This is a genomic window from Stenotrophomonas sp. 22692, assembly GCF_052045015.1.
Classification (GTDB): domain Bacteria; phylum Pseudomonadota; class Gammaproteobacteria; order Xanthomonadales; family Xanthomonadaceae; genus Stenotrophomonas; species Stenotrophomonas geniculata.
In genome coordinates this window covers 1-17,934 of the sequence record NZ_JBQEMR010000018.1, presented here as the reverse complement: position 1 = coordinate 17,934, position 17,934 = coordinate 1, and the positions used below count along the sequence as shown (strand labels likewise).

15 protein-coding genes are annotated in these 17,934 nt (G+C 67.9%); 7 read left to right on the top strand and 8 right to left on the bottom strand.

Annotated features, from left to right (window positions below):
• Window positions 1-129: 129 nt before the first annotated feature.
• The gene (locus ACTJJM_RS13655) at window positions 130-1,833 is read right to left on the bottom strand and encodes a proline--tRNA ligase (protein ID WP_019338434.1); all 1,704 of its coding nucleotides are present in this window, start codon (window positions 1,831-1,833) and stop codon (window positions 130-132) included.
• A gap of 587 nt (window positions 1,834-2,420) precedes the next feature.
• Window positions 2,421-2,795 (bottom strand): DUF4124 domain-containing protein, encoded by a 375-nt coding sequence (locus ACTJJM_RS13650; protein WP_029379706.1) that lies wholly within the window; start codon window positions 2,793-2,795, stop codon window positions 2,421-2,423.
• An 80-nt stretch (window positions 2,796-2,875) separates the two neighbouring features.
• On the opposite strand from ACTJJM_RS13650, the gene pssA reads away from it, so the two are divergent.
• Genes pssA through rimI form a run of 3 tightly spaced genes read left to right on the top strand, consistent with a single transcriptional unit; the run spans window position 2,876 to window position 4,652 of the window.
• Window positions 2,876-3,652: a CDP-diacylglycerol--serine O-phosphatidyltransferase gene (pssA, locus tag ACTJJM_RS13645; RefSeq protein ID WP_005415206.1), complete on the top strand. Its 777-nt coding sequence runs from the start codon at window positions 2,876-2,878 to the stop codon at window positions 3,650-3,652.
• Window positions 3,649-4,158, top strand: coding sequence for a hypothetical protein (locus ACTJJM_RS13640; protein ID WP_049482122.1), 510 nt, complete (start codon window positions 3,649-3,651; stop codon window positions 4,156-4,158). Before pssA ends, ACTJJM_RS13640 begins: the two co-directional genes overlap by 4 nt.
• Entirely contained in the window at window positions 4,155-4,652 is a 498-nt protein-coding gene (gene rimI, locus ACTJJM_RS13635) for a ribosomal protein S18-alanine N-acetyltransferase (RefSeq protein WP_010480714.1), read from the top strand. Before ACTJJM_RS13640 ends, rimI begins: the two co-directional genes overlap by 4 nt.
• Window positions 4,653-4,756: 104 nt before the next feature.
• On the opposite strand, the gene ACTJJM_RS13630 is transcribed toward rimI, so the two are convergent.
• The 4 genes from ACTJJM_RS13630 to ACTJJM_RS13615 all read right to left on the bottom strand — a co-directional run bounded on the left by ACTJJM_RS13630 (window position 4,757) and on the right by ACTJJM_RS13615 (window position 10,572).
• Window positions 4,757-5,578, bottom strand: coding sequence for an EamA family transporter (locus ACTJJM_RS13630; protein WP_126560270.1), 822 nt, complete (start codon window positions 5,576-5,578; stop codon window positions 4,757-4,759).
• A 106-nt stretch (window positions 5,579-5,684) separates the two neighbouring features.
• Entirely contained in the window at window positions 5,685-8,513 is a 2,829-nt protein-coding gene (locus tag ACTJJM_RS13625; RefSeq protein WP_010480718.1) for a valine--tRNA ligase, read from the bottom strand.
• Window positions 8,514-8,585: 72 nt separating this feature from the next.
• The gene (locus tag ACTJJM_RS13620) at window positions 8,586-9,011 is read right to left on the bottom strand and encodes a DNA polymerase III subunit chi (protein WP_019660991.1); all 426 of its coding nucleotides are present in this window, start codon (window positions 9,009-9,011) and stop codon (window positions 8,586-8,588) included.
• Window positions 9,012-9,093: 82 nt separating this feature from the next.
• Window positions 9,094-10,572: a leucyl aminopeptidase gene (locus ACTJJM_RS13615; protein WP_440865763.1), complete on the bottom strand. Its 1,479-nt coding sequence runs from the start codon at window positions 10,570-10,572 to the stop codon at window positions 9,094-9,096.
• Between the two features lie 104 nt (window positions 10,573-10,676).
• On the opposite strand from ACTJJM_RS13615, the gene lptF reads away from it, so the two are divergent.
• Both lptF and lptG read left to right on the top strand, forming a co-directional pair.
• Window positions 10,677-11,759, top strand: coding sequence for an LPS export ABC transporter permease LptF (lptF, locus tag ACTJJM_RS13610; protein WP_440865762.1), 1,083 nt, complete (start codon window positions 10,677-10,679; stop codon window positions 11,757-11,759).
• Complete coding sequence (lptG, locus tag ACTJJM_RS13605; RefSeq protein ID WP_010480722.1) at window positions 11,756-12,862, top strand: LPS export ABC transporter permease LptG; 1,107 nt, start codon at window positions 11,756-11,758, stop codon at window positions 12,860-12,862. The genes lptF and lptG overlap by 4 nt, the downstream gene beginning before the upstream one ends.
• Window positions 12,863-12,952: 90 nt before the next feature.
• Here lptG and ACTJJM_RS13600 read toward each other — a convergent pair whose 3' ends face one another.
• Window positions 12,953-13,444 (bottom strand): RDD family protein, encoded by a 492-nt coding sequence (locus tag ACTJJM_RS13600; RefSeq protein ID WP_043403325.1) that lies wholly within the window; start codon window positions 13,442-13,444, stop codon window positions 12,953-12,955.
• A gap of 56 nt (window positions 13,445-13,500) precedes the next feature.
• Here ACTJJM_RS13600 and xerD point away from each other — a divergent pair, with 56 nt between their 5' ends.
• Entirely contained in the window at window positions 13,501-14,478 is a 978-nt protein-coding gene (gene xerD / locus ACTJJM_RS13595; RefSeq protein WP_126560272.1) for a site-specific tyrosine recombinase XerD, read from the top strand.
• 100 nt (window positions 14,479-14,578) lie between these two features.
• Window positions 14,579-15,364 carry a thioredoxin fold domain-containing protein gene (locus ACTJJM_RS13590; RefSeq protein ID WP_010480725.1) on the top strand — a complete coding sequence of 262 codons (786 nt, stop codon included), beginning with the start codon at window positions 14,579-14,581 and terminating at the stop codon, window positions 15,362-15,364.
• Window positions 15,365-15,483: 119 nt separating this feature from the next.
• On the opposite strand, the gene ACTJJM_RS13585 is transcribed toward ACTJJM_RS13590, so the two are convergent.
• Window positions 15,484-17,583 carry a glycosyl hydrolase family 18 protein gene (locus tag ACTJJM_RS13585; protein ID WP_049452681.1) on the bottom strand — a complete coding sequence of 700 codons (2,100 nt, stop codon included), beginning with the start codon at window positions 17,581-17,583 and terminating at the stop codon, window positions 15,484-15,486.
• Between the last annotated feature and the right edge of the window lie 351 nt (window positions 17,584-17,934).

Genomic DNA, 17,934 nt, shown 5'->3' with positions numbered 1-17,934 from the left:
CAGGCGGGTCATGGCCTGGCAGCATCCCGGCTGCATTGCGTCTATTTTGACCGGATTATGTCCGCTGCAATATTGCTCAAATGGGCGTCAGCTAGAAAAAGACCGGGGCATGCCCCGGTCTTTTCCTGATCAGTCCTGCAGACGCTGCAGCAGGGTGGCCTTGTCCAGGTTCTCGGCTTCGCTGGCGCGGCGCGAGCGGTACTCGTAGGTACCGGCGGCCAGGCCACGTTCGCTGACCACCACGCGGTGCGGGATGCCGATCAGTTCCATGTCGGCGAACATCGCGCCCGGGCGCAGGCCACGGTCGTCCAGCGCGGCATCGAGGCCGGCGTCGCGAAGTTCCTGCAGCAGGTTGGACGCTGCATCGGCGACGGCAGCGTCGCCCTTCGGGTTGATCACGCACACCACCACCTGCCACGGCGCCATCGCGTCCGGCCAGATGATGCCGGCATCGTCATGGTTCTGTTCGATCGCGGCAGCCACCACGCGCGAGATGCCGATGCCATAGCAGCCCATCGCCATCACCGCCGCCTTGCCGTTCTCGTCCAGCACCGTGGCATCCAGCGCTTCGGCGTACTTGCGGCCCAGCTGGAACACGTGGCCGACTTCGATGCCACGGGCGATCTTCAGTTCGCCGCCGTCCAGCGCGCGGTCACCGGCACGCACGTTGCGGATGTCGGCCACTTCCGGTTCCGGCAGGTCGCGGCCCCAGTTGACGCCGGCCAGGTGGAAACCGGCTTCGTTGGCGCCGACGACGAAGTCGGACATCGCCGCCACTTCGCGATCAGCCACCACGCGGATGGCCTTGGCCGGGGCGACCGGGCCGAGGAAGCCCGGCACGGCGCCCAGATGGTCGGCGATTTCCGCTTCGCTGGCGAAGCGCTGTTCGTCCAGGCCGGCAACCTTGGCCAGCTTGATCTCGTTGACCTCATGGTCGCCGCGTACCAGCACCAGTACGAACTGCTGTGCCTTGCCTTCGCCAGCGATCAGCGCCACCGACTTCACCGTGCGCTGCAGGGCGATGCCGAGCAGGGCCGCGACGTCCTCGCAGGTCTTCTGGGTGGGGGTGTCGACCTTGCGCATGGCTTCGCTGGCGGCGGCACGCGGTGCCGGATCGGCGGCAATCGCCGCTTCCATGTTGGCCGCGTAGTCCGAACCGGTGGAGAACACCAGCGCGTCCTCGCCGGAATCGGCGATCACGTGGAATTCCTGCGACGCATCGCCGCCGATCGCACCGGAGTCGGCCTGCACCATGCGGAAGTCCAGGCCGAGGCGGGTGAAGATGCGGCTATAGGCCGACTTCATGTTCTCGTATTCGCGCACCAGGCACTCATCGTGCAGGTGGAACGAATAGGCGTCCTTCATCAGAAACTCGCGCGAACGCATCACGCCGAAGCGCGGACGGATCTCGTCGCGGAACTTGGTCTGCACCTGGTAGAAATTGACCGGCAGCTGCTTGTAGCTGGACAGCTCGCTGCGCGCGAAGTCGCAGGCGGCTTCTTCGGCGGTCGGGCTGTAGCAGAACACCTGGTCCTTGCGGTCCTTGATCTTCAGCAGCTGCGGGCCGAACTTCTGCCAGCGGCCGGTCTGCTCCCACAGTTCCTTCGGCTGGATGGTCGGGATCTGGAATTCCACGGCACCGGCGCGGTCCATTTCCTCGCGCACGATGCGCTCGACCTTTCGCAGCACGCGCAGGCCCAGCGGCGACCAGGTGTACAGGCCCGATGCCAGCTTGCGGATCATGCCCGCGCGCAGCATCAGCCGGTGGCTGGTGAGCTCGGCGTCGCTGGGGGTTTCCTTGGTGGTGTGCAGGTGGAACTGGGAGAGGCGCATCGTCGGCTTCGGATAACGGCAGAGACGCCTATTCTGCCAGCCTGGCCGGGGGGAGGGGTATCGGCAGGGCTGCGCCCTGCACCCGCCTCAAGCAACGTCAACTGCAACTGCCGAAGCAACGGCAAAGGCGAGTTTACTGGGGGATGGCGGGGTGGGCCCGGTGGCAGGGGACGCCGTAAACCCGTCCATGGGGGCTTGGTCGCGGCATCCATGCCGCTCACACCCCTGCCACCGTACCCACCCCGCCTTCGACAGATTCCTGCGACCTGCCTGCATTTCTGTAGAGTCGAGCCTTGCTCGGCTGCTGTTCGATCAATTCCCGAAATATTCGATTTCCATGGAGATTGATCCACATATGGCGTGGATCAACTGCCCACCGGCCACCGGCCACCGGCCAACTGTCGAAGGCGGGGCACTGTGGGTTTGCGGGGTGTGAGCCGCATGGATGCGGCGACCAAGCCCCCAGGGATGGGTCTACGGCGTCCCCGCAAACCCACAGTGCCCCGCCATCCCTCAGGAAGCCGCTTTGGCGTTTGACGTTGCCGTTGCTTGAAGCAGGTGCAGGGCTGCAAGCCCTGCCGATACCCTCACTCCGCCGGGCAGTAAGCCTTGATGGCGGCTTCAGCCAATCCCTTCTGCGCACTGCGCTGCTCCGGAGCCAACGGGGTATCGGCCTTGCCATCGCCATCGGTGTCCTGCATCACCTGGCCGCCACCGTCCAGCAGGGCCAGGTTGGCCCGGGCCGTGCTGCACTGCTCAGGCACCGGTGCGGCGGGGGTCTCGGCGCTGGCCGCAGCCTGTGGGCTGCGCGCCTGCGCACGGGTCTCGAATTTCCTGCCCGCCGGAGGGGTCTCCGAATACTGGGTCACGCCATTGGCGTCCTTCCATTTATAGACCGGGCCGGCCACGACGTTGGCACTGGCCAACAGCAGCAGGCATCCAAGGCAGGACAGGGCACGCATGGCAAACTCCACGGAATGGGCGTAGAACGCCGATTGCAGCATTGGCGCCGAGTACTGGCAAGTCGATTAAACTGGATTCCATGGACCCGATCACACCGCCGCCGCGTTCGCGCACGATTTACCTGCTGCCCAACCTGTTCACCACCGCCGGCCTGTTTGCCGGCTTCTACGCGATCATCGCCGCGGCCAACGGGGACTTCGTCAACGCCAGCATCGCCGTGTTCGTGGCAGCGGTGATGGATGGCCTGGATGGGCGCGTGGCGCGCCTGACCGGTACCAGCAGCGAATTCGGCGTGCAGTACGACTCGCTGGCCGACCTGGTCAGCTTCGGCATGGCCCCGGCGCTGGTGATGTACCACTGGTCGCTGTCGTGGCTGAAGTTCGATGATCCGCTGCTCGGCCGCGTCGGCTGGGCCGTGGCCTTCCTGTATGCCGCCTGCGCGGCGCTGCGCCTGGCCCGCTTCAACACCCAGGTGGCGGTGGTCGACAAGCGCTGGTTCGTCGGCCTGGCCAGCCCGGCCGCGGCCGGCCTGATGATGTCCTTCGTCTGGGCGTTCGCCGATGGCAACCTGGGCTGGGACGGCAACCAGCTGCGCTACGTTGCGCTGGCGGTGACGATCATCGCGGCGCTGCTGATGGTCAGCCGCATCCGCTTCTGGAGCTTCAAGGGCGGCGCTGCCAAGGGCACCCGTTCGGACCGCGTGCCGTTCCTGGTGCTGGCACTGGTACCGGTGGCCATCGCCATCGCGGTCATCGATCTGCCGCGCGTGCTGTTCGCGGTGGGCATCCTGTACGCCTTGTCCGGCCCAGTGATGTGGGCCGTGCAGCGCCTGCGCAAGAAGCCCGAGGCCGCGTGAGCCAGGACCTGCCCGTGCTGTGGTCACCGGCCCAGCAGGCCTGGCTGCAGGCCATGGGCTATACCGTCTATCACGACGGTCAGCTGGCCGCCGAGCTGGATGCCGCGCTGCAGCTGAGCGTGGCCGAAGCCGAGACGGCTGCCGCGCCAGCGGCGGAGCAGGCGCGGGCATCCACCGCACCCGCGCGTGAGCCTCTGGCTGCGGCCACACCCGTTTCCCGCCAGGAGCGTCCGGCACCCCCGCGTCGCGAGACCCCGGTCAGCGCACCGGACACCGCGCCCGCCGCTGCCCGCCCGCTGCCCGGCGGCAATGCCCGGCAGCCGGTGGTGCGGCTGCCGGATCGCCTGCAGATCGCCTTGCTGCGCGCGTCCGGCTGCAACCCCAACGATCCGGCCACGCAGGCGCTGATGGACAGCTGGCCGCTGGACCAGCTGCGCCAGGACCCGGCCGCCAAGCGCGCGCTGTGGCCGCAGCTGCGCACCCTGCGCAAGCGGGGCACGCCATGAGTGCGGTCAGCCAGCCCGGTCCGGTCAGCCTGCGTGCGCTGCGCGAGAGCGACCTCAACGCGGTGATGGCGATTGAAGTACGCGGCTATCCGTTTCCCTGGACCCGCGGCATCTTCGTTGACTGCCTGCGTGCCGGTTATCCCGGCCTGGCGATGGAGCGCGATGGTCAGCTGATCGGCTACGGCGTGCTCAGCATCGCCGCCGACGAGGCCCATGTGCTGAACATCTGCATCGATCCGTTCACGCAGTCGCGTGGCCTCGGGCGGCAACTGCTGCGGGCGCTGGTGCAGCTGGCCGGCGACCGTGGCGCGCAGCGGGTGTTCCTGGAAGTGCGTCCGTCCAACACGCCGGCGCTGGCGCTGTACCACAGCGAAGGCTTCAACGAGATCGGTCGCCGCCCGCGTTACTACCCGGCCGCACAGGGCCGCGAGGACGCGGTGGTGATGGCGATCGAACTGGTCGACGGCGACCTGCAGGCGATGCCGCCGCTGTAACCGGGAAGGGTTGCCGGCCAGCGGCCGGCACTACCGATGGATCTCCGCTGTCATCGACACATCACCTGCCGTGGTAGGTGCCAACCTTGGTTGGCACGCATTGCTCACGCCAACCGCAGTGCCAATACACCGCCTACGATGAGCGCCGCCGCCAGCCAGCGCGCACGCGGAATGCGCTCGCGCAGGAGGAACACCGAGATCAGCAGCGCGAACAGGATCGAAGACTCACGCAGCGCGGAGACCATCGCCACCGGCGCCTGGGTCATCGCCCACAACGCCATCGTATAGGACGCCGTGGTGCCGACGCCGCCGGCCAGACCGAGAGGCCAATGCTGCCGCGCATAGTCCAGCACCGCGCCGCGCCGGGTGTACAGCGCCCACAATGGCAGGGGAATGCCCGACAGCAGGAACAGCCACAGCGTGTAGCTGAGCGCACTGCCGGACTGGCGTGCACCCTGCGCGTCGACCAGGGTGTAGGTGGCGATCATCGCCGCGGTCAGCAGTGGCAAGCGCAGTTGGCCGCCACGCGCACCCAGTGCCATGCACAGGATGCCGGTGCTCACCAGCACCACGCCCAGCCACGCGGCAGCTGGCAATTGTTCGCCCAGCAGGGTGCCGGCCAGCGCAACCAGGATCGGCGCGCTGCCACGCATCAGGGGATAGGCTAGGCTCATGTCGACCTGCTGGTAGCAGCGTGCGACCAGGCTGTAGTACGTCACCTGCAACAGCACCGACGCGCCCAGCCACGGCAAGCAGTGCGCGGCCGGGAACGGCAGGAAGGGCAGGGCGGCCGCCGACAGTAGCGCGGCGCTGCCCGTGACCAGCACGGTGCCGAGGAATTTGTCTGGTCCGCGCTTGACGATCGCATTCCAGCTGGCATGCAGGGCCGCGGCCGCGAGGACCAGCAGGAAAATGGGCAGAGGCATCGGGCGATGATGCCATGTCGGGAAAATGTTCCGGGTTTGGTGGGTGCCAACCTTGGTTGGCACATCGCTCAGTGCGGACCGAGGTCCGCACACACCAGCATGGTGCTTACAGCTTCGCGCGCTGCTCGCGCAGGCCGGCCAGCTGGGTGTTCCAGTCGACCAGGCGCACGCGTTCCTGCTCGACCACCGCCGGTGGCACCTTGTCGGTGAACCTGGCCAGCTTGGTCTCGCTCTTTTCCTTTTCGGCTTCGACGCGGGCGATTTCCTTGTCCAGGCGCACGCGCTCGGCGTCGAGATCGACCAGGCCTTCCAGCGGCACCAGCAGCTTCAGCTCGCCCACGATCGCAGCGGCAGCCGGCGGTGCGCTTTCGCCTTCGGCCAGCCACTGGATGCTGTCCAGCTTCAGCAGGAACGACAGCGAAGCGCTGAAGCGTTCGATGCGCACGCGGTCCTGTTCCAGGCCGGCCTGCAGGCGCAGCGGCACCAGCTTGGACGGGGCGACGTTCAGTTCGCTGCGCACGCGACGCACCGCACTGATCACCGCCTTCAGCCATTCCACGTCGGCCTCGGCCTGGGCAAAATCGCCCTCGAACTCGGCCGCGGTCGGGTACGGGCGCAGCGACAGCGTGGTTTCGGCCAGGCCCAGGCGCGGGGCCAGCTGCTGCCACAGCTGTTCAGTGATGAACGGCGTGAGCGGGTGCAGCAGGCGCAGCAGCGCTTCCAGCACGTACAGCAGGGTGTGGCGGGTGCTTTCGGCATCGGCGCCGTCGGCACCGTTCAGGGCCGGCTTGCTCAGTTCCAGGAACCAGTCGCAGAACGCGTTCCAGGCGAACTCGTACAGGCACTGTGCCAGCAGATCGAAGCGGTAGGCGGCGAAATGGCCCTGCGCTTCGGCAGTGGTGGCGGCCAGGCGCGCGAGGATCCAGCGCTCGGCATCGGTGCGCGGCTTCGGCACGCCGGTGAACGCGGCACCTTCAGTGTTCATCAGCGCGAAGCGGCTGGCATTCCACAGCTTGTTGCAGAAGTTCTTGTAGCCCTCGGCGCGGTTCATGTCGAACTTGATGTCGCGGCCGTGGGTGGCCAGCGCGGCGATGGTGAAGCGCAGCGCATCGGCACCGTGGGCAGCAATGCCGTCCGGGAATTCCTTGCGGGTGGCCTTTTCGATCTTCTCCACCATCTTCGGCTGCATCAGGCCGCCGGTACGCTTGGCGACCAGGTCGTCGATGGTGATGCCGTCGATGATGTCCAGCGGGTCGAGCACGTTGCCCTTGCTCTTGGACATCTTCTGGCCCTGGCCGTCGCGGATCAGGCCGGTGAAGTAGACGTCCTTGAACGGGATCTTCCCGACCAGGTTGTCGGTGGCCATGATCATGCGCGCCACCCAGAAGAAGATGATGTCGAAGCCGGTGATCAGCACCGACGACGGCAGGTAGCGGTCGAAGCCGCGCTCGGCCATCGCCTGTTCGTTCGGCCAGCCCAGGGTGGAGAATGGCCACAGCTGCGAGGAGAACCAGGTCTCCAGCACGTCGCTTTCCTGGTTCAGCACCACGTCGCTGCCGAGGTTGTTCTTCGCGCGCACTTCGTCTTCGCTGCGACCGACGTAGCAGTTGCCGGTGGCGGCGTCGAACCACGCCGGAATGCGGTGGCCCCACCACAGCTGGCGGCTGATGCACCAGTCCTGGATGTTGTTCATCCAGTGGCGGTAAGTGTTGATCCAGTTCGGCGGAACGAAGGCGATGCTTCCGTCCTCGACCAGTTCCAGGCCACGCTTGGCCAGGTCGTCCATCTTCACGAACCACTGGTCGGTCAGGTACGGCTCGATCACCTGGCCGGTGCGATCACCGCGCGGCACCTGCAGCTTGTGCGCCTTGGTCTCGACCAGGATGCCCAGGTCTTCCAGCTCGGCCAGCACGGCCTTGCGCGCGGCGTAGCGGTCCAGGCCCTGGAAGCGTTCGGGTGCGTTTTCATTCAGCGCCGCCACCGGGGTGAACAGGTTGATCATCGGCAGGCTGTGGCGCACGCCCACTTCATAGTCGTTGAAATCGTGCGCCGGGGTGACCTTGACCACGCCGGTGCCGAACGCACGGTCCACGTAATCGTCGGCGATCACCGGCACGCGGCGGCCGGTCAACGGCAGCACCACCTGCTTGCCGATCAGGTGCGCATAGCGCTCGTCTTCCGGATGCACCATCACCGCCGTATCACCCAGCAGGGTTTCCGGGCGCGTGGTGGCGACCACCAGGTAGTCGCGGGTTTCGCGCAGGGTTTCCACGCCGTCGGCATCGCGCTCGACGTGCTCGTAGCTCAGGCCTTCATCCAGCGTGTAGGCGATCGACCACAGGAAGCCGTCTTCCTCGGCGCTCTCCACTTCCAGGTCGGAAATGGCGGTCTTCAGCACCGGGTCCCAGTTGACCAGGCGCTGGCCACGGTAGATCAGGCCCTGCTCGTACCAGCGCACGAAGGCTTCGTTGACGGCGGCCGACGGCTGCGGGTCCATGGTGAAGGTGCTGCGCGACCAGTCGGCGGAGGTGCCGAGGCGGCGCATCTGGCGCTCGATGGTGTCGCCGGACTGCTGCTTCCACTCCCAGACCTTGCCGATGAAGCCCTCGCGGCCCAGCGAATCGCGGGTCTCGCCCTTGCCTTCCAGCGCCAGGTTGCGGCTGACCACCATTTCGGTGGCAATGCCGGCATGGTCGGTACCGACCTGCCACAGCGTGTCGTAGCCACGCATGCGGTGGTAGCGCACCAGCGCATCCATCAGGGTCTGCTGGAACGCGTGGCCCATGTGCAGGGTGCCGGTTACGTTCGGCGGCGGCAGCAGGATGGTGTACGGCTCGCCCGTGCCGGACGGCTTGAAGTGGCCGGCCTTCTCCCAGGCCTCGTAGAGGTCGGTCTCGAAGGACTTCGGGTCGTAGCTGGAGGCGAGTTGGGTCATGCGGGGGAACCAGGAGGTAATCGTTGAAGGATCAGGGCGCGGCGGCGGCCCATCAAGGGGGCCGGGGCGCGCCTACATGTCGTGCTTGTTCAGGTCGTAACCGGCGGCCTTGTACTGGCGCCAGCGTTCGCGCAGCGGTTCGCGCGCTTCCGGGTCGGCCGGAACCACTTCCAGCACGCGCTCGCACTGGCCCAGCCAGGGCTCGTCGCGCAGGTTGATCACCAGCGGACGCACCGGTGCCTCGGTGCCGGGCACGGCGATCAGCACCAGGGCTTCTTCCTCGTCCATGTCTTCGCCGGCAATCTGGTGCGGGATGTAGGCATCGTTGTCGAACGCCCACAGCAGTTCGTCCAGCTCCTCGGCCTGGGCCTGGTCGCGGGCCAGTACCAGGGTGAACAGCCCGGCATCGTTGGCCTTGCGCGCCAGCTCGCAGACCAGGCGCAGGGGCTCGGTCAGGAAACGGGGCTTGGCGATCAGGTAGAAGTCGGCGCGGGGCATGGCAGGGTCCGGGTCAGGCAGGGTTCCGGCGGTGCCGGGCGAGGCCCGGGCCGGCGTCTGCCGGCCAGGGTCGGGTACGGCATCAGGCGCGGGCGGCCTGGTCCAGCAGCCACTGGCTCAGCAGGCCCACCGGGCGGCCGGTGGCCATGCCGCGCTTGCCTTCATCGCTGGCCACGCCGGCGATGTCCAGGTGGGCCCAGCGCTGGCCTTCGGCGAAGCGCGACAGGAAGCAGCCGGCGGTGATCGCACCGGCCCAGCGGCCGCCGATGTTGTAGACGTCGGCGAAGGTCGAATCCAGCATCGGCTGGTATTCGTCCCACAGCGGCAGGCGCCAGGCGCGGTCGAATACCTGCTCGCCGGCGGCCAGCAACTCGTTGGCCAGGTCGTCGTGCTTGCTCATCAGGCCGGCGGTCTGGTGGCCCAGGGCGACCATGCAGGCACCGGTCAGGGTGGCGACATCGACCAGCGCCGCCGGTTCGAAGCGCTGCGCGTAGGTCAGCGCATCGCACAGGATCAGGCGGCCTTCGGCGTCGGTGTTGCCCACTTCAATGGTTTTGCCCGACATCGAGGTGATCACGTCGGACGGGCGGTAGGCATTGCCGTCAATGGCGTTTTCCACCGCCGGCACCACCACCACGAGGTTCAGCGGCAGCTTGGCCTTGACCGCAGCGACGAAGGTGCCGATGACGTTGGCGCCACCGCACATGTCGTACTTCATCTCTTCAATGCCGCCCTGGGTCTTCAGGTTGACGCCACCGGTATCGAAGGTGATGCCCTTGCCGACCAGCACGTACGGCTTGGCGTCACCACCATTGTTCCACTTCAGCACGACCAGGCGCGGGCGGTTGGCCGAACCGCGGGCCACCGCCAGCAGCGAGCCCATGCCCAGCGCTTCCATCTGGTGCTCGTCGAGGATCTCGGCTTCGGCGCCTTCGTGCTCGGCGGCGAACTTCACGCCCATCTCGGCCAGATAGGCCGGGGTGCAGTAGTTCGGCGGCAGGTTGCCCAGTTCGCGGGCGAACTCGACACCGGCGGCGATGGCCTGGCCCTGGGCCAGGGCCTGCGCGTCGTCACCGGCGATGGCCAGCTGGGCCAGGCCGGCGTCGTCGGCCTTCTTCTTGCCCAGGGTGGCGGTGTAGCGGTAGGCGGCGTGATCGGCGGCGATCACCGCCTGGCGGATCGCCCAGGCCGCGTCGCGGTCCTTCACCGCCACTTCGGACAGGGTGAACAGTGCGCTGCGGGCAGCGCCGGCCTTCAAAGCACGCACGGCGTCGCCCACGGCCTTCAGGTACTGCGGCACGCCGAAGCGGGCGGCGTCGCCGAGGCCGACCACCAGCACGCGCGGCGCGCTCACGCCCGGCAGGTCGTGCAGCAGGGTGGTGGCGCCGGTCTTGCCGGACAGGTCGCCACGCTGGGCCAGGGCGGCCAGGCGGCCACCGCTGGCGGCATCCAGCGCCTGCGCGGCCGGGGTCAGGGTATGGTCGGCATACGCGCCGACCACCAGGCAATCAACGGTGGCGGCGGCCGGAGCAACGTGGTTCAGGGTGAATTCGAGGGCCATTGAGCAGATTCCATTGGCGAGTCCGTACAATCGCAGGCCGTTTACGCCCAGACAGTAGACTGGGCGGCACCGCGAACGAACCCCAGAGTTTAAACCACCGCCCCATGCTGAAGCTCGACCGATACCTGCTGGGCGATTTCGTCCAGAGTTTCCTGGCTACCCTGATCGTCCTGCTGGTGGTCAGCGTGGGCGGCGTGCTGGTGGACATCCTCGGCAACATCGCCGACGGGCGCCTGCCGGCCAAGCTGCTGTTCTCGCAGCTGGGCCTGCAGTTCATCGCCTACCTGCCGCTGATCCTGCCGCTGGCGCTGATGCTGGGCCTGCTGCTGGCCATCGCCCGCCTGTACCGCGACTCGGAGATGGCGGTCATCACCGCGATCGGGGTAGGCCCAAAGCGGCTGCTGCGGCCGCTGCTGATGCTGGTGGTGCCGGTGGTGCTGCTGGTCGGCGCCTGCTCGCTGTGGCTGGGCCCGTGGGCCGGCCGGGTGGCAGAGCAGATGGTCATCGAGGCCAACCGCAGCGTGCTGATGGCCGGCCTGGAGCCGGGCCGTTTCACGCCGCTGCCCAACGGCGGCGTGGTCTACCTGTCCTCGATCTCGCCCGATGGCACCCAGCTGGGCAAGGTGTTCCTGCAGCGCCAGAAGGATGACCGCCTGGAGGTGGTGTCGGCCAATGGCGGTCGCATGTTCTTCGAGGGTACCCGCCAGCGCTTCCTGGAGCTGGATGACGGCCACCAGGTGGAAGGCCCGGTGGCCGGCGCGCTGGATTACCGGCTGGCGACCTTCGCCCGCAATGACGTGGCCCTGCCCGATGGCGCGCAGACCCGCACCGAGGATGATCCGGAACTGATGCCGACCCTGCAGCTGATCGGCGATGAGCGTCCGCAGGCGCAGGCGCAGCTGCACCGCCGCCTGGCCCCGCCGCTGATCGCGCTGGCGTTCGCCCTGCTGACCGTGCCGTTGGGCCGCAGCTCGCCGCGCCAGCAGCGCTACGGCCGCATGATGCTGGCGCTGATGGCCTACATGGTCGGCACCAACCTGATGTTCATCGGCAGCGGCTGGATCGCCAACGGCAAGATCCCCCCTGCGCTCGGCCTGTGGTGGTTGACCTTGCCGCTGCTGGCGCTGGCCATCTGGATGTATGCACGTGATGGCCGCCTGGGCCGCCCGAAGGGAGCCCGCGCATGAGGCTGCGCCCGATGCGTTTCGACCTGTACCTGGGCCGGTCGGTGTTCACCACCGTGTTGCTGACCTGGGCCGTACTGGTCGGCCTGGACGTGGTGATGGCGTTCTCCGGCGAGTTCAAGGACATCGGCAAGAACGGCTACACCCTGGGCCATGCCGCCGCCTGGGTGCTGTATACGGTGCCACGCCGCGCCTACACCATGTTCCCCACCGCCGCGGTGATCGGCGCACTGATGGGCCTGGGCCAGCTGGCGGCGACCTCGGAGCTGACCGCGCTGCGCGCACTGGGGCTGTCGCGCAAGCGCCTGAGCGTTTCAGTGGCGATCGCGCTGTCGCTGCTGACCGCGGTGATGGTGCTCAGCGCCGAGACCCTGGGCCCCTGGGGCCAGGACCGTGCCGATGCGTTGAAGTCCAGTGCCAAGTGGGGGCGGGATATCGCCACCAGCCGTTATTCGGGCCTGTGGGCACGCGAGGGCGATACCTTCCTCAATGCGCAGAGTGGCGAGGAGCAGCTGGTTGGCGACAAGGGCACGCGCCTGATCCTGCGCGACGTGCGCCTGTATCGCATTGCTGAAGACGGCCGGATCGCCTCGCTGACCCATGCGGCCACCGTCGAGCATGACAAGGATGGCTGGGTATTGACGGGCGTGCGCCGGGACACCTTTGGTGAACGCTCGGCCACGCGTGAGGAAGTAGCGCGCGAAGCGTGGAATTCATCGCTGGATCCGGCGGCGCTGGCCACCGGCATCGCCAAGCCGCGCAACCTCAGTGTGGCCGAACTGAGCACCAGCATCGCCTATCGCCAGCGCAACGGGCTGGATGCGCGCGACTTCGAGGATGTGTACTGGAGCCGCTGGTTTTACCCAGTGAACGTGCTGGCACTGTGCCTGGCGGCGGTGCCGTTCGCGTTTGGTTCGCTGCGCAGCGGCGGCATGGGCAAGCGCCTGTTCCTGGGCATCCTGTTCGCGCTGGGCTTCTGGCTGCTGCAGCTGTTCTTCGGGCGCATGGCCGGCGCGTTGAAGTTCGATTACCGCATTGCCTATGCGCTGCCGCCGATCGTGATGCTGGCGGTGTCAGGACTGCTGTTCCGGCGCAAGTCGGGCTGATTCTGGTTGTTGTAGAGCCGAGCCTGTGCTCGGCTGTCACGTACAGTGCGGAAAGCAGCCGAGCACGGGCTCGGCTCTACAGACAGCGCCTTACCGTTTCGGCATCCGCACCAGGCGGGTACCGCTGGCGCGGTCGTGCCAGGTCAGGCGTTCGCGATCGACCCACGCCCACCAGAATCCCAGTCCACCCAGCAGCAGGGACAGCGTGCCCACGGCGAAGCGCAGCCACAGCTGGCTGCGCCGCAGCGGCGCGCCATCGCTGGCGTGCAGTTTCAGCCGCCACGGCCGCATGCCCAGCGTCTGCCCGCCGCGGCGCCAGCTTGCCGTCGCGTACCACCCCGTGATCGCCCAGCACACCGCCCACAGCAGCCACTGCCAAGCACTGAACGGCGCGATGTTCTCGCGCTGGGCATGGCCGCTGAAGGTGTAGGCAAGGGTGAACAGGGTGCCGGCCAGCATCCACAGCGCCAGCACCGGCAGCGCGTCGTAGACCATCGCCAGCGCGCGCCACAGCAGCAATGCGCGCGGGCGGGGCAGCTCTGTAGCAGCCGCAGGGGCCGTATCAATGACGGGGCGGGACATGCGCCGAGCATACGCAATGCTGGCCGCATCCGCAGTGGCCCTCGTATCCTGCACGCATGGCCTCTGTTTCCACCCCCGCCGAGCGCCGCCAGCTGGTGCAGCAACTGCCCGAGCTGCGCGCCGATGACAGCGTGCGCATCCAGCGCTTCCTCGATGCGATCTGGGCCGAGAACGGCCTGGCCCGCGCCACCCTCGACAGCTACCGGCGCGACCTGGAAGGGCTGGCACGCTGGATGGACGGGCGCAATGGTGGCCTGGCCGGCATCGAGCGTCCCGGCCTGTTCGACTATCTGGCTTGGCGTACCCGCCACGGCTGGTCACCGCGCAGCAATGCGCGGTTGCTGTCGGCGCTGCGGGCGTTCTTCGCCGATGGCGTGCGCCGCGGCGAACGCAGCGAGGATCCCAGCGCGCTGCTGGATCCGCCCAAGCTGCCACGATTGCTGCCCAAGGCACTGGCCGAGAGCCAGATCGACGCGCTGTTGGCAGCACCGGATGTCGACAGCCCGCTGGGCCTGCGCGATCGGGCCATGCTGGAGCTGATGTATGCCGCCGGCCTGCGCGTGAGCGAGCTGGTGCTGCTGCCCGCCACCGCGGTCAACCTGCGCCAGGGCGTGCTGCGGGTGACCGGCAAGGGCAGCAAGGAACGGCTGGTGCCGCTGGGTGAGGAGTCGCAGCACTGGCTGGAGCGTTACCTGCAGCAGTCGCGCCCGCTGCTGGTCGGCAAGGGCAAGGTGCACGCGTTGGCAGACGGGCAGACACCGTTGTTCGTCGAGCCGACGCTGCATGCGCTGACCCGCCAGGCGTTCTGGCATCTGGTCAAGCGCCACGCCCAGGTGGCCGGCATCGATCCGGCGCGGATCAGCCCGCATGGCCTGCGGCACAGCTTTGCCACGCATCTGCTCAACCGCGGTGCCGACCTGCGCGCGCTGCAGATGCTGCTCGGCCACAGCTCGCTGTCGACCACCCAGATCTACACCCTGGTGGCCCGCGAACACCTGCAGAAGCTGCACGCACGCCACCATCCGCGCGGCTGAGCGCAGGCCTGAACCCCGGCCTCAAGCGTCGGGCGGTGTCGCGGCCCGGTCGCGGCAGCTGTGTCAGAATCCGGGGTCTTCTTCTGCCGCGGACCGCTCCATGCTCCGATTTGCCATCGCCGCCGTGTTCGGTGCGCTCAGCCTGACCGCCTGCGCCCAGCCGGCCCCGCCAGCTGCCAAGGCACCCGCCACCGCTGCGGCCAAGGCCAGCCCGGCCGCCAACGCGTCGGCCGATCAGGCCGTGCGCGCCGCGCTGACCGCGCTGAACCCCGGTTTCCAGGTGGACTACATCGGTGCTGCACCGTTCCCCGGCTTCCGTGAGGTCGTCGTGTCCGGCCAGCTGCTGTACGTGTCCGATGATGGCCGCTACCTGTTCCAGTCGCAGCCCTACGACACCCGCGCCAAGGGCCCGGCCAACAGCGAAGGCCTGCTCGGCTACCGCCGCGATCTGCTGGCCAAGGCCAACCATGGCGACCGCATCGTGTTCGCCGCGCCGAATGCCAAGTACACCATCAGCGTGTTCACCGACATCGAGTGTGGCTACTGCCGCAAGCTGCACCAGGACATCGCCGAGCTCAACCGCAACGGCATCACCGTCGAGTACCTGGCGTTCCCGCGCATGGGGCTGGGCAGCAAGGACTACACCGACATGATCTCGGTCTGGTGTGCAGCGGATCGCCGCCAGGCGCTGACCAATGCCAAGCGCGGTGGCAATGTGCCGGCCAAGAACTGCACCAACCCGGTGGCGATGCAGTACGCACTGGGCCAGCAGCTGGGCGTGAACGGGACGCCGGCGATCTTCGCGCCGGACGGTACCCAGCTGGGCGGTTACCTGCCGCCGGCGCAGCTGCGCGCGGCGCTGGAAAAGCTGTCGGCCAAGCGCTGATCGTCGCATGTCATTCGCTGTAGAGCCGAGCCCGTGCTCGGCTCCGGCAACATCAGCCGAGCATGGGCTCGGCTCTACAGGTCAGGGGCCGGGGACGCGTTGCGCCCCCGGCTTTTTTCTTATTTCAGGCCATCACTGACCGCCTTGGTCAGCGTGCCCTGTGCATCGTCACCACTGAACTCCCAGACGAACGCGCCGCCCAGGCCCTGGGTCTTCACGTAGCCCATCTTGCGGGTGATGTTGGCCGGGGTATCGAAGCTCCACAGCGTGCTGCCGTTGTAGATCCAGGTGGCACCGGCGGTGTTGTCGGTGTAGCCCGGCCACGCCAGGTTCTTCAGCACCTTCCAGTCTTCGATGCCGGCCTCGTAGGTACCCGGCGCGGCGCCGGTGGCGGTCTGGTACAGGCCGTTGTTGGCGTTGGCCACACCGGTCCAGCCGCGCCCGTAGTAGCCGATGCCCAGGTTGAGCTTGGCGGCGGGAACGCCTCGGCTGATGAAGGCCTCGATGGCGTCGTTGCTGTTGTACAGCTTCTGGTCGCCGGTGGACGGATCATTCGGCGAATCAAACAGCGCCGACTGGTGATTGGTCTTCGCATCCCACGCACCGTGGAAGTCGTAGGTCATCACGTTGATGTAGTCCAGGTACGGGTGGTACGCGGCCGGATCGGTGACGCGGATCTTGTCGATGCCGGCGCCCACCGCCACCGTCAGCAACAGGCCCGGACGCACCGCATCGAGCTGGCGGCGGAACTCGGCCATCAGTGCGGTGAAGTTGGCGTTGTCTTCCGGCTTGCCGCATTCGATGCCGCAGGCCACCGGGTATTCCCAGTCGATGTCGATGCCGTCGAACACGCCCAGCGCGGCACCGGCGCCACCGGCACCGTCGGTCACCGGCAGGTTGCCCTTGATGTAGGCGTCGATGCACGAGGCGACAAAGGCCTGGCGGTTTTCCGGGCGCGCCGCGCTGGAGAAGCCGCGCGACCAGGTCCAGCCACCCAGCGAGATCAGCACCTTCATGCCCGGGTACTTGGCCTTGAGCTGCTTGAGCTGGTTCCAGTTGCCGCGCAGCGGCTGGTCCCAGGTATCGGCGCTGCCGCTGACACTCTCGGCGGCACTGAAGGCCTTGGTGTAGTCGGCGAAGGCGTCGCCACCGGCACCGCTGTTCGGATCCGACGGCTGGGTGATGCCCACTTCGCAGCGGTTGTTGCGCACGTTGCCGAACGCGTAGTTGATGTGGGTCAGGCGTGCGGCCGAGCCGCTGCTGTCGATGTTCTTGACCCGGTAGTTGCGGCCGTAGATGCCCCACTGGGTGAAGTAGCCGATGACCCGCTTGCCGGTGGTGCCACCGTCACCGGCCAGCGTGGTGGCGCTGATCTCGGTGCCCTGTGCCGACGCGTTGCCGGCGTTGTCGCGGGCGCGCACGCGGTAGCGGTAGGTGGTGGAGGCAGTCAGCCCGCCGTCGACATAGCTGGCACTGGACGGTGAACCGACCAGGCTGCCGTTGCGGTACACGTCGTAGCCGGCCACGCCGCTGCCGCCGGTGTTGTCGGTGGACGGGCTCCAGCTGAGTGCGATGCTGTTGGCGGTGCGCGTACCGACCGCCAGCCCGCCCGGCACGCTCGGTGCGGTGGTATCGCCACCGGCGGCGTTGACGGTGATGGTGATGGTCGCGGTGCTGCTGGTGGCGTTGTTGTTGTCAGTGGCCACCGCGCGCAGGGTGTGGCTGCCGGCGCTGGCATTGGCCCAGCTGGCCGCGTACGGCGCACTGGTGGCCACGCCCAGCGTGCTGCCATCGCGGAAGAACTCGACCTTGGCGACGCTGCCGTCCGGATCACTGGCGTTGGCAGTCACGTTGACCGTGCTGCCGGCACTGAAGGTGGCGCCGTTGGCCGGCGAGGTCAGGCTGACCACCGGCGGCTGGTTGGCGCCGCTGCCATCGCAGGCGCCGAGGTTGGTGTAGTAGGGCGCACCGGCCGGATGGTCCGGCGGCGCGTTCCAGATGTCCTGGTTCGCCCGATAGAGGACGCCTCCTTTCTGCAGGGTATCGCCGGCCCGGTAGATCCTGGCCTGGTCCCACTGGGCCACCCCGGCACAGCTGGCGGCCTGCGCCAGGCCGGGCAGGGCGGCGGCACCGGCGGCCACGGCAAGCAGCCAGGCCAGGCGGCGGGGACGACAGCTTCGGGTCGCACGTTCGGCACTGCGCACAATCGGGTCGTACATGGGTAAGTCTCCGATCAAAGGGCGCGCGGGCCCCGATGGCGCCGCGCGTGACGCAGGTCCGGGCATCGCCCGGGAAGGCGACGGAGGGGCCGGACGGAGGTACCTGGGAGGCCGGGGAGAGAGTCCGGCGCCAGGTAGGGACAACGTTGTCATCAATCGTGTGGTCAATCCGTGAGCAAGCGCATGGTTCCGGGAATCGGGCGGAGAGCGCGCTGCGCGCGGTCGGCGGCCATCGGCGGAGCCCCTCGTGGTTGGTCGGCACGCGAATTCAAGGGTTTGGCCGGGCGGGTGGGCATCGCGGGGGACGCCGTAAACCCGTCCATGGGGGCTTGGCCGCGGCATCCATGCCGC